Source organism: Jilunia laotingensis (assembly GCF_014385165.1).
GTDB lineage: Bacteria > Bacteroidota > Bacteroidia > Bacteroidales > Bacteroidaceae > Bacteroides > Bacteroides laotingensis.
This window is the reverse complement of record NZ_JACRTF010000001.1, coordinates 4,548,561-4,561,854: the sequence shown is the minus strand read 5'-3', so window position 1 is coordinate 4,561,854 and position 13,294 is coordinate 4,548,561. Positions and strand designations below refer to the sequence as shown.

13 protein-coding genes and 1 pseudogene are annotated in these 13,294 nt (G+C 39.7%); 8 read left to right on the top strand and 6 right to left on the bottom strand.

Annotation, left to right across the window (positions count from 1 at the left end; all coding sequences use genetic code 11):
- Window positions 1-94: 94 nt before the first annotated feature.
- Together H8744_RS17965 and H8744_RS17960 are read right to left on the bottom strand one after the other, a co-directional pair.
- On the bottom strand, window positions 95-1,861 hold the full coding sequence (locus tag H8744_RS17965; RefSeq protein ID WP_262436170.1) for a tetratricopeptide repeat protein: 1,767 nt from the start codon (window positions 1,859-1,861) through the stop codon (window positions 95-97).
- Between the two features lie 68 nt (window positions 1,862-1,929).
- Window positions 1,930-2,601: a YczE/YyaS/YitT family protein gene (locus H8744_RS17960; protein ID WP_262436169.1), complete on the bottom strand. Its 672-nt coding sequence runs from the start codon at window positions 2,599-2,601 to the stop codon at window positions 1,930-1,932.
- A gap of 354 nt (window positions 2,602-2,955) precedes the next feature.
- Between H8744_RS17960 and H8744_RS17955 the strand changes: the two genes are divergently transcribed.
- On the top strand, window positions 2,956-3,738 hold the full coding sequence (locus H8744_RS17955; protein WP_305067401.1) for a DUF5131 family protein: 783 nt from the start codon (window positions 2,956-2,958) through the stop codon (window positions 3,736-3,738).
- 4 nt (window positions 3,739-3,742) lie between these two features.
- Here H8744_RS17955 and H8744_RS18975 read toward each other — a convergent pair.
- The 4 genes and pseudogenes from H8744_RS18975 to H8744_RS17930 all read right to left on the bottom strand — a co-directional run bounded on the left by H8744_RS18975 (window position 3,743) and on the right by H8744_RS17930 (window position 7,036).
- Window positions 3,743-4,256: pseudogene (locus H8744_RS18975) on the bottom strand (putative polyvalent protein kinase domain-containing protein).
- Window positions 4,257-4,657: 401 nt separating this feature from the next.
- Complete coding sequence (locus tag H8744_RS17940; protein ID WP_262436165.1) at window positions 4,658-5,227, bottom strand: hypothetical protein; 570 nt, start codon at window positions 5,225-5,227, stop codon at window positions 4,658-4,660.
- Between the two features lie 76 nt (window positions 5,228-5,303).
- Window positions 5,304-6,314 (bottom strand): GGGtGRT protein, encoded by a 1,011-nt coding sequence (locus tag H8744_RS17935; protein ID WP_262436164.1) that lies wholly within the window; start codon window positions 6,312-6,314, stop codon window positions 5,304-5,306.
- Between the two features lie 20 nt (window positions 6,315-6,334).
- Window positions 6,335-7,036 carry an iron-sulfur cluster assembly scaffold protein gene (locus H8744_RS17930; protein ID WP_262436163.1) on the bottom strand — a complete coding sequence of 234 codons (702 nt, stop codon included), beginning with the start codon at window positions 7,034-7,036 and terminating at the stop codon, window positions 6,335-6,337.
- 218 nt (window positions 7,037-7,254) lie between these two features.
- On the opposite strand from H8744_RS17930, the gene H8744_RS17925 reads away from it, so the two are divergent.
- The 7 genes from H8744_RS17925 to metH all read left to right on the top strand — a co-directional run bounded on the left by H8744_RS17925 (window position 7,255) and on the right by metH (window position 13,290).
- The gene (locus H8744_RS17925; RefSeq protein WP_262436162.1) at window positions 7,255-7,659 is read left to right on the top strand and encodes an HsmA family protein; all 405 of its coding nucleotides are present in this window, start codon (window positions 7,255-7,257) and stop codon (window positions 7,657-7,659) included.
- Between the two features lie 194 nt (window positions 7,660-7,853).
- Entirely contained in the window at window positions 7,854-8,021 is a 168-nt protein-coding gene (locus tag H8744_RS17920; protein WP_262436161.1) for a Lin1244/Lin1753 domain-containing protein, read from the top strand.
- Between the two features lie 144 nt (window positions 8,022-8,165).
- On the top strand, window positions 8,166-8,666 hold the full coding sequence (locus H8744_RS17915) for a DMP19 family protein (RefSeq protein WP_262436160.1): 501 nt from the start codon (window positions 8,166-8,168) through the stop codon (window positions 8,664-8,666).
- Between the two features lie 82 nt (window positions 8,667-8,748).
- Window positions 8,749-9,474, top strand: coding sequence for a NigD1/NigD2 family lipoprotein (locus tag H8744_RS17910; protein ID WP_262436159.1), 726 nt, complete (start codon window positions 8,749-8,751; stop codon window positions 9,472-9,474).
- A 30-nt stretch (window positions 9,475-9,504) separates the two neighbouring features.
- Complete coding sequence (locus H8744_RS17905) at window positions 9,505-10,050, top strand: Yip1 family protein (protein WP_305067535.1); 546 nt, start codon at window positions 9,505-9,507, stop codon at window positions 10,048-10,050.
- Between the two features lie 7 nt (window positions 10,051-10,057).
- Entirely contained in the window at window positions 10,058-10,510 is a 453-nt protein-coding gene (gene smpB / locus H8744_RS17900; RefSeq protein WP_262436157.1) for an SsrA-binding protein, read from the top strand.
- A 23-nt stretch (window positions 10,511-10,533) separates the two neighbouring features.
- On the top strand, window positions 10,534-13,290 hold the full coding sequence (gene metH / locus H8744_RS17895; protein ID WP_262436156.1) for a methionine synthase: 2,757 nt from the start codon (window positions 10,534-10,536) through the stop codon (window positions 13,288-13,290).
- The last annotated feature ends 4 nt before the right edge of the window (window positions 13,291-13,294 follow it).

Here is a 13,294-nt window from a genome sequence, read left to right as displayed (position 1 = left end):
AAGTAAAGCAAAGATAATGAAAATACGTATGTTAGCTAATAATTAGATGAAAAATATTCGCTTGGACTAAGAACCTGATTCGTGCAAAAGATATCTATTCTTTCTCTTTTGCTATCTTTTGATAAATGGAAGGAGTGATGCCTGTGATCTTTTTAAATATGATGATAAAGTTCGTATGTGATTTATAACCTACACTTTCTGCGATAGCTTTGATCGTGTAATTACCATATTGGGATGTGTTCATCAATCTGAGTTGTGCCTCTTTTATTCGATATTCGTTAATGAAAGCTCGAAAGTTTTTATTATAGGTCTCATTGATGATAAGTGATACATAGCGGGAGTTCGATCCGATGAGTGCGGCAAGACGTTCAAGGCTGAATTCGCAGTCGCAAAATTCGGCAGGATTATCCATGACCTTTTTGATGGCGTGGAGAAGATTCTCTTTTTGTTCTTCAGTGAGTTTATTGGCGGAATATAATTTTATCTCATCACTATCACCGGTTGTCTCTTCTGCTTTCTCATTTTCCTTTTCTAGGCTTCCTGTTTTATCGTTCTTTTCAGGAGTTGGTGCTTTTCCCATAGTGATAGTTAATTGTGCATTTTTTGTACGTTCTTCAATTAGCTTATTCTCATATTCTATTCTAAGTTTCTTGTTTTCCTGCTCCGATTGAAGCAGTTCGTTATTTCGATTAAATAAGTCTTTATATGCATGATGCAATCTTCTTTTGTGTGTATAAACTAAAATCAGCATGATTATAAATACAAGCAGACTTCCGGAAATGATGAATAAGAATTTCCGTTGTGTTTTTATCTGGATATCTTTTTGTTCTTTATCAGTGGTAAGGGAAGCTATTTTTTGATAGTTCTTGTCCATTTCATAAATGAACTGGGTGTTTTTCATTTTGTTGAATTCATTCATGCTAAAAAGAGAGTCCGAAACGGCTAAATAACGGCTTTTATACAGGAGGGCATTCTTTTTGTCGCCTGTTTTTTCATAGAGGGTAGCAAGGCTTTTGAGACTTTCGACCAGCATGTACATGATGTTGTGTTCCTCAGAATAATCAGTATTCAGATGACAGTAATGAATAGCAGAATCAGTTTGTCCGATCTTCTCATATAGCTTGGCTAATTCTCCATATACCGATCCGGTAAACCGGGGGGCTAGATGCATTTTAGTGGCATAAGCTGCCGATTGCTCATAACACTTAATGGATGCTTCATATTTTTTCTCATTAGCAAGTATGAGGGCTTTGTTCAAGTAACCAAAATATTCAATTAAAGTATCTTTTCCTGCAAATTTCATCATTTCATCATAATAAATTTTTGCTTCATCGGTTAAATCCGCATAACAGGAGATACCTGATAGGTTCATTAGTAGTTTGATTTCTGTTTTGGTATTACCGGTTTCTCTGGCAAATTCCAACCCTTTCTTGTAGCAATTAATTGCTTGCTGGAAATCTTGAAATGTGCTATATAAATTTCCTATGTTTTTATAAAACTCTGCCAAAAGATCGCTAAAGTTGTTCCTTTCACAGATTTGTACTCCTTTTAGATATAATTCAAAAGCTTTCGAATAATTATCTTTTTGGTGAAATATTTGTGCTGCCGAGTTACAAGCCATCGCACATAGATATTTATCTGATTTATCCATCGCGGTGTTATATTTTCCTGCCAATATGATGTAATACCCCATAGCTGTGTCTGTGTGGTTGAGTTTCATGTGGGCATCTCCATGTTGTAACAAATCGGATGCGGGTAGCTTTGCCAATTCCTCGTAATTGAGCATGTCATCAGCAAGTAACGGAAGGCTGACAATTAACAATAGTAATATATTACAAAGTATAAATATTCTTTTATTCATAAAAAACATTGATTTGTTTACAAATGTAAGCATATTCATTGCTTTATACAAGTTATTGATTTGTATTCTTATTTTAAAATGGGAAGTAATTTATGCAATGTCTTCCTTGTCATTATTTTCCGATTAAGAAAACTGACAATATATCCAGTAATGCATGCTGCTATAAGTGAACCTTCACGGACTCCTTCTATACATTGGGTGAAAAGGAGGGAAAGTACAACTGCCAATGTGACCAAGGTAATATCAAAATAAACCTTGAACTTTCCAAACTCCTTATGATAACGACGAGATGCATATTTCACAAATGCTTCGGCACTCATCATTGCTACTTTAGGTTTGATTTCAAGTACCACACCGACAGATTGCACAATACATCCTGTGAGTAATAAAGCTATTGACATGCCATAGCCGGATGGATGCAAATCATTGGTTAATGTCATATTGATGTCAATAAATGCCGAAAAAATGAAAGAGAAAGGTAATTGAAGAAGAATTTCTATTATGTCTTGTCTATTCTTGTTTTCCCTGATAAGCCAGAATTGTCCGATAATTAATAATGTGTTCACAATAAAAGTCCATGTACCCAATGATAAAGGGCTGTTAAGGCTCAAAACATAATTTACACTGGAAATGGGAGTGGTTCCTAATGCAGACCGTACAATCAGGACAATGCCTACAGCCAGGAAATAAAGTCCCATTACAAATACAGAGTATTTTTTCACAATCTCTTTCATAATCATTGCATATGATTTTGATACTACTGAAATATTATGCAAAGATGGTGCTTTTTTTATCAAAACAGCTATTCAATATCAAAGTAATTTATGGACTATCTATTAAATTGTACCTATATATTGATTCAGAGATCACTGCATTAAACGAATATGAAAGGTTTGAAATATGTATTCACTTCACGTTGCTGTAGTAAATTTCAGATTCTCGAAGAAACTTTTCATTAAGTGGATTATTTGTATTTTCTTTGTTGTGAAACAAAACAGATATTGATAGTTGAAAGTATGAAGGAATTCGCTCATCTGTCGGTTGAGCTTGGTAATGGATGGTGAGGGCATGTTTTTATACATAATTAAAATATAATGGTTACAAATGCTATTGTTAAAAAGTCAATGATGTGGAACTTGTGGCACGGTTGCCACAAGCTGAGTCCAGGTTGTAAGCATTGCTATGTTTATCGTGGCGATGCCAGGCGGGATGTAGATAGTTCGATAGTGACAAAGACAAAGAATTTCGATTTACCCTTGTGCAAAAAACGTAATGGGGAATATAAAATTCCTCAGGGTACGCTGGTGTATACTTGCTTCACTTCCGATTTTTTTGTGGAAGATGCCGACGAGTGGCGCGATGCCGCATGGAATATGATACGTCAACGGAGTGATCTCGATTTCTTGATGATTACTAAGCGTATCGACCGTTTCAAAGAGTGCTTGCCGGCAGATTGGGAAGACGGTTATGATAACGTAACCATATGCTGTACGGTAGAGAACCAGGCCTGTGCCGCTTATCGCTTACCAATCTACAAAACAGCTCCGATTAAACATAAAGTCATTATTTGTGAACCACTCTTAGAGGAAATCGACCTTCGTCCCTATGCCATCGGTGAATGGATCGAGCAAGTGGTTGCAGGTGGTGAGTCAGGGAAAGAGGCTCGTGAATGTCATTTTGACTGGATAATGGCGCTTCGTGAGGTGTGTATGGAAAGTGGCGCTGCGTTTTGGTTTAAACAGACAGGGGCGAAGTTCGTTAAAGATGGCAGGTTGTTTCTTGTCAAAAGACAATTTCAGCATTCGCAGGCACGCAAGGCCAATATTAATTTCTCCGGATCGAGCCAATCAGAAATAGTGGAAATTACAGACTGCTGAAGAACTAGCTAACTGAGAACTTCGCTTGGGTGGATTGATATCTTAATTTTATTTGCGCATCAATAAAGTATAAGTCACCATCAATTCCATATAATACGTTGTTAGGAACAACATCAAACACTTCGTAATCTTCATTATGGAATTCATCTATATAATCCATTTCAAATCCAAGTGCTTTCATGCATTCAGTGATTTCAGTTTCTGTCGCTTCACGTTTAGCTATGATATAGGGTTGTATAAGAACTGCACAAAATTCATGCTCACTATTATATGCGAAGCCAATCATGTGATAGGGAACATTGCCAAAGAATTTCACCTCCTTTACTTAAGAACTCTATATTCAGTTCAGAGAGAGAAATCCATAAGTTATTTGATTGGGCAAAGGAAATCAGTTCTTCGATTTGTTCTCTCTTATAGCTTTCTGTTGATTCAAGCGTTCCTGCTGCTTTCTTTTTTCTTCTAACGATGCAGGCTGCTTGCTCCAAGAGGCTATCGACTGGCGTGTACGCTTTATCCATTTTTTGTGAAATTCGTTGATGTATTCCATAATCCTTTAATTATGAGTTTATGCAAATGTAGCTATTTTGTTTGTATCTAACAACACGTATTGTTTAAAGTAACATCTATATTCAATGTTTGTTAGATTCCTGTTGTTAAAAGAAAATAGCTTTAATTCTTAATTTGACCAAATTATAATGGGACACTAGTGCATTCCTATTTGAAGATAACACTGTTTAAACAGAAACGTATTTATCTTTATGTATTTGCAAGTCTTTTTTAGAGTTATAAAAACGCAAATTGAAATCCGTTTAAAAGGAAAACACCTGTCCCATTAATATATATTCTTAATGACATTTTAAGAAAGTGGTGAGATGCACTTTGGTATTCATACATCTTAATCCTTTGTGATAAGTTATAATTATTCTACCGTGAAGGTAGTGATTTTTAAACCATTCTTTGTATTTGTATTATTCGGGTCACCCAAAACGATACCATACTCTCCGGGGGTAAGGTCTTCTATAATGATATAGTAGGAACTTTCACCGTATTTTTTTGCCTTGTAATCTATGCTTGCAAGATTGTTACTTTCAGCCTTGGATAGTGTACCGGCTTCTGCAACTTGATATCTGCGTTCGTCTTTTTTTACTTCAAATTTAAAAATGCTAATGAAAGAGTTTGGATCTGTTTTGTTATCGGCAGCCTTTATAATTAAACGAGTGGTAGAACCACTGATAGCCTTGCTAATCGATTTCGATCCTTTTAATGTAAGTCTTGATTTGACCTTTCCAATGCCTGTCAAATACAGACTTGCACCTGCTTTAGTTTTAATAGTCCCATTTTCACGATTCAATTTCACACCTTCGCTGTTTGAAGTTAGCAAAATAGTTTCTTCTGCAAATTCAGGCTCCTCAACGGTTACGTTTTGGGCTTTGACATTACTTGTTGTACACAACAATATTATTGCTACGATTGATATAATCTTTTTCATGTTTTTGATGTATTTAATAAAAAAGGAGAGTGTTCACAAAAACACTCTCCCCTGACATAATTTATAGTAACTTAAATTATTTGCTGAGTGCAGTAGCTACGTCAACCGCACAAGCCACAGTACAACCTACCATCGGGTTGTTGCCAATTCCTAAGAATCCCATCATTTCTACGTGAGCAGGAACTGATGAAGAACCAGCGAACTGTGCATCAGAGTGCATACGACCCATAGTGTCTGTCATACCATAGGAAGCAGGGCCGGCAGCCATGTTGTCCGGGTGAAGAGTACGGCCTGTTCCACCACCAGAGGCTACTGAGAAATAGGGCTTGCCTGCAAGAACGCGTTCTTTCTTGTAGGTACCTGCAACCGGATGCTGGAAACGGGTTGGGTTAGTAGAATTACCAGTGATAGATACATCCACACCTTCTTTCCACATGATGGCTACACCTTCGCGAACATCGTCGGCACCGTAACATTTTACTTTTGCACGAGGGCCGTCAGAATATGCGATCTCACGAACAACTTTCAATTCACCTGTATAGTAATCGAACTGAGTTTGAACATAAGTAAAGCCGTTGATACGAGAGATGATCTGAGCAGCGTCCTTTCCAAGACCGTTCAAAATGCAACGTAAGGGTTCTTTACGTACTTTGTCGGCTTTGGCAGCAATTTTGATTGCACCTTCAGCAGCAGCGAATGATTCATGACCAGCCAAGAAGGCAAAACATTTTGTTTCTTCACGCAATAACATTGCGGCAAGATTTCCATGACCTATACCCACTTTACGGTCATCGGCTACTGAACCAGGAATGCAGAATGCCTGCAAACCGATGCCAATGGCTTCGGCAGCATCAGCTGCATTTTTACATCCTTTTTTGATTGCGATGGCAGCACCTACTACGTAAGCCCACTTTGCATTTTCAAAGCAGATCGGCTGAGTTTCTTCACACGTTTTATAAGGATCAACTCCGGCAGCTTCGCAAATGGCGTTAGCTTCTTCGATGTCTTTGATGCCGTTAGCGTTCAAGGCTTCGATGATACCTTTGATACGACGGTCCTGACTTTCAAATTTTACTTCTCTAATCATAATTTCTTTTCCTCCTTATATTATTCGTGACGTGGATCAATGTGTTTAACAGCTCCCTGTTCGGCAGTGAAGCGTCCGTAAGTGCCGGTTACTTTCTTCAGAGCTTCGTTAGCATCTGTACCTTTTTTGATTTCATCCATGAATTTACCCATATGAACAAATTCGTAACCACAGATTTCGTCATTTTTGTCAAGAGCAATTGTCTTGATGTAACCTTCGGCCATTTCAAGATAACGGGGGCCTTTAGCTAAAGTGCCGTACAGCGTACCAACTTGGCTACGCAGACCTTTACCAAGGTCTTCAAGACCTGCACCGATGATCAGACCGCCTTCTGAGAAAGCCGACTGAGTGCGTCCGTAAACGATTTGCAGGAAAAGTTCGCGCATGGCTGTATTGATGGCATCACAAACAAGGTCAGTGTTCAATGCTTCCAGAACTGTTTTTCCAGGCAGGATTTCAGCAGCCATAGCAGCCGAATGAGTCATGCCGGAACATCCGATTGTTTCAACCAAAGCTTCCTGGATGATACCTTCTTTAACGTTCAAGGTCAGTTTGCAAGCACCTTGTTGAGGGGCACACCAACCGATACCGTGTGTCAGACCTGAAATATCAACGATTTCTTTTGATTTTACCCATTTGCCTTCTTCGGGTATGGGAGCCGGTCCGTGATTAGGACCTTTCTTTACAACACACATGTGTTCCACTTCGTGTGAATAAGTCATAATTAGCTCTTTTTAAGTGATATAAATAAATAATACGTAGTCTTGATTCTCAAATCGTCCGCAAAGTTACTTGTTTTATTGGTTTATGCAAATCAGCTTTTATTACTTTTTCCGAAAAAAAACGTAATACAGGAAGAGTTGTTTCAGTATTGTAATGTGGAGATGGCATTTTATTTCGAACTATTCTATGAGGATTTTGTTTCTCTTCAAAAATAATTATGGATTTCAATCAGGTAGATATACATTATTTAATTGCGGCAATTTGTGTCATCACGGGAGCATTGGTGTTTTACAGCATAGGTGTATGGGGGGAACGCATACAGAAAAAATTAAAATTCTGGCATATTTCTTTTTTCCTGCTAGGACTGGTTTGTGATGCGGTGGGAACCGGATTGATGAAGAATATAGCCCATATGACCGGATTGCATGACGAGCTTCACACGGTGACGGGTATTATTGCCATTTTATTGATGTTTGTTCATGCTATGTGGGCTATCTGGGTGTATGTCAAAGGTTCTCCTAAAGCAAAGATGCACTTCAATCGGTTTAGTATTGTTGTGTGGTGCATTTGGTTGATCCCTTATTTCATAGGAATGTATCTTGGGATGTCCATACACCATTAATGATATTTATATATTCATTATCTCCTGGTCCTCTGTCGAATATGGTAGATGCAAACGGGCACTTTTACAAATACGTGACATAAGCGCGATTGTCACGAATCGGCAAAGCCACAGTGACCTGTTTCCGTAATGAATCCATAACTTTGTGGTTGGTCGATGCAACGAAGCATTTCTTCATAAATCATACATTCATTATGAAGAATGACCAATTTACCCTGCTCCCAGTCTGCCACATGGCAAACGACAACATACTCCTGCTTATTGAAAAATGTGGCATGGAGGGTTATGGTATTTACATCGCATTGGTAGGCGAAATCCGTCTACGGGATGACTACCACGTAAGCAGTGAAATCTTTAGCTAACTTTTGTGTAAGCAATGCGTCGGCCATACGAAACGTGCTATAGTACATACTACAATCAAAAAGCCATTTCTTTTAGCGGAAAATTATACTGTGTAATGATTAAAGTTACTACCTTTGTGGCATTAATTTGTATATAGTAAGCGTATGATAGAAGTAACGGACGCGGCTTTGCGTAAAGCGGTGGGAGAAGGAATGGATGAGTTTATCCAGGTATTTACTGATAAATACAAAGAAGCTATAGGCGATGAATGGACAGCTGAGGCGATGTCTCTGCTTACGGGAGAACAGCATTCTTTGCTTGCTTATCAGATATTCCGGGATGAAGTAATGGCGGGAGGCTTTTGCCAGTTGATACAAAATGGATATGGAGGATATATTTTTGATAATCCTTTTGCCAAAGTAATGCGTATGTGGGGGGCGGAAGATCTTTCAAAATTGGTGTATAAAGCAAAAAAGATATATGACGATCATCGTGTCGATTTGGAGAAAGAACGTACGGATGACGAGTTTATGGCAATGTATGAGCAATATGAAGCTTTTGATGAAATCGAGGAAGAATATTTAGACATGGAGGAACGGGTGACAGCGTTAATTGCAAGATATGTTGATGAACATTTGGAACTGTTTGCGAAAATTAACAAGTGATCTATGCAGTATTTTTTAAGCCTCTGCATTTATTGAATGTGAATTAGAATTTATATCTTTGCAAACTCTAAAAAATAGATTTATGAAACAAGTGAACATTTTAATGTTAGCCCTGATTGTTCTTATGGGTGGTGGTTTTACTTCGTGTATGGATGGGGATAGCGAGTCTCCTTATGATATTGCGGCATATGTGACGGTAAGTAGTTATTTGGGATTGGATGCGACTTTAATATCTGATGATGGTTATAAATATAAACCGACTAATCCCGATTTCCTTAAGAATAAAACGACTGGGGAGTATGTAGAGAGAGCGTTTGTATACTTGAAATTGTCCGAAGGAGTCTCTCTGACACAAGACCAGACTAAGGAATACAGTGTCTCTATTGTGGATGCACAGGGACTTTTTACTAAAACTTTTTGCAATCGTCCGGATACGATAAAAAATGAATATCCTATCGTACAATTGGGAGAAGCATGGGCAACTGATCGTTATTATAACATAGCCTTTTCCTTCAATGGATATGCTACCAGTCCTGCCAGTTTTGATATGGTTCCTAAACGAGCAGAAAACAACACGTTGTATGTGAAATTCGTTCAAACGGTTGGACAAAAAGATGTATATAACCCGTTGACTGCATTTATTTCATTTAATATTCCTTATTTGAGCGCTGTAAACACATTGTTGAGTACTTATGAAAATCCTACCGTGTTGAAGGCTGATGATGAAGGATTTATAGAACTAGTTGTGGAGGCCGATAAAACTGGAGGAACTTTACAGAAAGAGCCTTTAAAAATAAAGTTACGATAATTGAATTACAAAGAATTATTTAAAATTGCAATGACACTGATTTCCTCTCCGGCCAAGGCTTGGGAGGAAATTCGTTTGGAGGAGGATAGGCGAAAAGTTTTCATGGCTTTTGTCTATCCTATGATTGGTTTATGTGGTCTGGCCGTATTTGCCGGTTCATTATTGGCTAATGGCTGGGGCGGTCCGCAAAGTTTTCAGATTGCAATGACACAATGTTGTGCTGTAGCAGTGGCTTTGTTCGGAGGCTATTTTCTGGCTGCCTACGCTATCAATCAGATGCAGGTGAAGATGTTCGGGAAGGCTGATGATATTCCACTTACCCAACAGTTTGCAGGCTATGCCTTGGTGGTCACTTTTTTGCTGAAGATAATTACCGGTTTATTGCCGGATTTTAGTATTATTGGCTGGCTATTGCAGTTTTACATTGTTTACGTAGTATGGGAGGGTGCTTCTGTTTTGATGCAAGTTGAAGAAAAGAACCGTTTACGATTCACCATTCTGTCTTCTCTGTTGTTAATAATATGTCCGGCAGTAATACAATTTGTTTTCAATAAACTTACAGCAATACTAAATTAAGAAAATAATGAAATTAGCTCCTGTAAATATAAAAAATAAGCGTGCTACGTTCGATTATGAATTGATCGATACTTATACGGCAGGTATTGTGCTTACCGGGACGGAAATCAAATCCATCCGCCTGGGCAAAGCAAGTCTGGTAGATACGTTTTGCTACTTTGCAAAAGGCGAATTGTGGGTGAAGAACATGCACATTGCCGAATACTTTTACGGTTCGTACAATAATCATACGGCTCGTAGAGACAGGAAGCTATTACTTGAGAAAAAAGAGTTGAAGAAGTTGGAACGGGGAACCAAGGAGACGGGGTTTACCATTGTTCCGGTTCGCATGTTTGTCAATGAGAAAGGACTGGCTAAGGTGGTGATAGCTTTGGCCAAAGGTAAGAAGCAGTATGATAAACGTGAATCTCTGAAAGAAAAAGATGATCGTCGCGATATGGACCGTATGTTTAAACGGTAATGATGAATGTTAATGATAAATAAATGAGGATGACTATTCCACAATTGGTGTCCCGACGTATCCTGATTTTGGACGGAGCGATGGGGACCATGATTCAGCAATACAACTTAAAGGAAGAAGATTTTCGTGGTGAACGCTTTGCTCATATTCCCGGCCAGCTGAAAGGAAATAATGATTTGCTTTGCCTCACCCGTCCGGATGTCATTCAGGATATCCATCGCAAATATCTTGAAGCCGGGGCGGATATTATAGAAACGAATACATTTAGCTCTACTACGGTTTCTATGGCCGATTACCATGTAGAAGAGTATGTCCGGGAAATAAATCTGACTGCTGTAAAATTAGCGCGTGAAGTAGCTGATGAATACACGGCAAAGAATCCTGGTAAACCCCGCTTTGTGGCAGGATCTGTCGGACCTACGAACAAGACTTGTTCCATGAGTCCCGATGTGAACAATCCTGCCTTTCGTGCTTTGACTTATGACGGATTGTCGGCAGCGTATCAACAACAGATGGAGGCTATGCTCGAAGGCGGGGTAGATGCTATCTTGATCGAAACCATTTTTGATACTCTAAATGCCAAAGCCGCTATATACGCTGCTGATCAGGCGATGAAGAAAACGGGAGTTGAAGTCCCCATTATGCTTTCTGTAACCGTTTCCGATATTGGCGGACGTACGCTTTCCGGGCAGACATTAGACGCATTTCTGGCATCCGTTCAACATGCCAATATCTTTTCAGTCGGTTTGAATTGCTCATTCGGTGCAAAGCAGCTGAAACCTTTCCTTGAGCAGTTGGCCACACGCGCTCCTTATTATATTAGTGCATATCCCAATGCAGGACTTCCCAATAGCTTGGGTAAGTATGATCAGTCACCGGCAGACATGGCGCACGAAGTGAAAGAGTACATTCGGGAAGGATTGGTGAATATTATTGGGGGGTGTTGTGGCACTACCGATGCTTACATCGCTGAGTATCAGTTTTTGGTCGAGGGGGCAACTCCTCATCTACCTGTCCTGAAACCGAATAGTCTTTGGCTTTCAGGACTTGAATTGCTGGAAGTGAAACCTGAGATCAATTTTGTAAATATAGGGGAACGGTGTAACGTAGCTGGTTCGCGTAAGTTTCTGCGTCTCATCAACGAGAAGAAATATGATGAAGCACTTTCCATTGCGCGTCAACAGGTAGAAGATGGGGCACTAATCATTGATATAAATATGGATGATGGCTTGTTGGATGCCTGTCAGGAAATGACGACTTTCCTTAATCTGATTGCTTCCGAGCCTGATATCGCCCGTGTGCCCGTCATGATCGACTCTTCCAAATGGGAAGTCATTGAAGCTGGATTGAAATGCTTGCAAGGGAAAGCCATCGTGAATTCCATCTCCTTGAAAGAAGGAGAAGAAGCGTTCCTGAGACATGCCCGTAAGATAAAACAATATGGTGCGGCAGTCGTGGTAATGGCATTCGACGAGAAAGGGCAAGCTGACACCTCGGCCCGTAAAATAGAGGTTTGTGAGCGTGCTTATCATCTTCTCGTGGACAAAGTCGGTTTTAATCCACAGGACATAATTTTTGATCCCAATGTGCTTGCCGTTGCTACAGGCATAGAAGAGCATAATAACTATGCCGTTGACTTTATCAATGCAACGGGATGGATTCGTAAAAATTTGCCGGGAACACATGTCAGTGGCGGTGTCAGCAATCTTTCATTTTCATTCAGGGGAAATAATTACATACGTGAAGCCATGCACGCTGTATTCCTCTATCATGCTATCCGTCAGGGGATGGATATGGGGATCGTGAATCCGGCAACATCTGTTTTGTATACGGATATCCCTTCGGATGTACTCGAAAAGATAGAAGATGTTGTTTTAAATCGCCGACCGGATGCTTCGGAGCGATTGATTGAATTGGCGGAAAACTTAAAGGCTGAAAAGGATGGAGGACATAGGCAAGTCGGCTCACAACCATCTATTTATCCTGCATGGAGGGACGGTACCATACAAGAACGCCTGCAATATGCTCTTGTAAAAGGGATTGGTGATTTCTTGGAAGATGATCTTGCGGAGGCGCTATCCCTTTACGATAAAGCGGTGGATATTATTGAAGGCCCTTTGATGGATGGCATGAATCACGTGGGGGATTTATTTGGTGCCGGTAAGATGTTCCTGCCGCAGGTAGTGAAAACCGCCCGGACAATGAAGAAGGCGGTTGCTATTTTGCAGCCCGTTATTGAATCGGAAAAACAGGAAGGGGCATCTTCTGCAGGTAAAGTGTTGCTTGCTACCGTGAAAGGAGATGTACATGATATTGGAAAAAATATTGTTTCTGTTGTTATGGCTTGTAATGGATACGATATCATCGATCTTGGCGTAATGGTTCCTGTAGAGATTATCATTCAGCGTGCCATTGAAGAAAAAGTCGATATGATAGGTCTGAGCGGACTGATTACTCCTTCGTTGGAAGAGATGGTTCATGTGGCTATGGAGATGGAAAAAGCTGGGTTGGACATCCCTTTGCTGATTGGTGGTGCAACGACTTCGAAAATGCATACGGCTTTAAAAATAGCTCCGGTCTATCATGCTCCCGTGGTTCATCTGAAAGATGCGTCTCAAAATGCCGGGGTTGCTGCACGTTTGCTCAATCCTAAAACAAAGGAAGAGCTTGCGAGGGAGTTGCATGAGGAATATCAAAAACTGCGTGAGAAGAGTGGGAAGCTGCGTCGTGAAACGGTGTCTTTGGAGGAAGCTCAAAAGAATAAACTGAATCTGTTTTAATCAT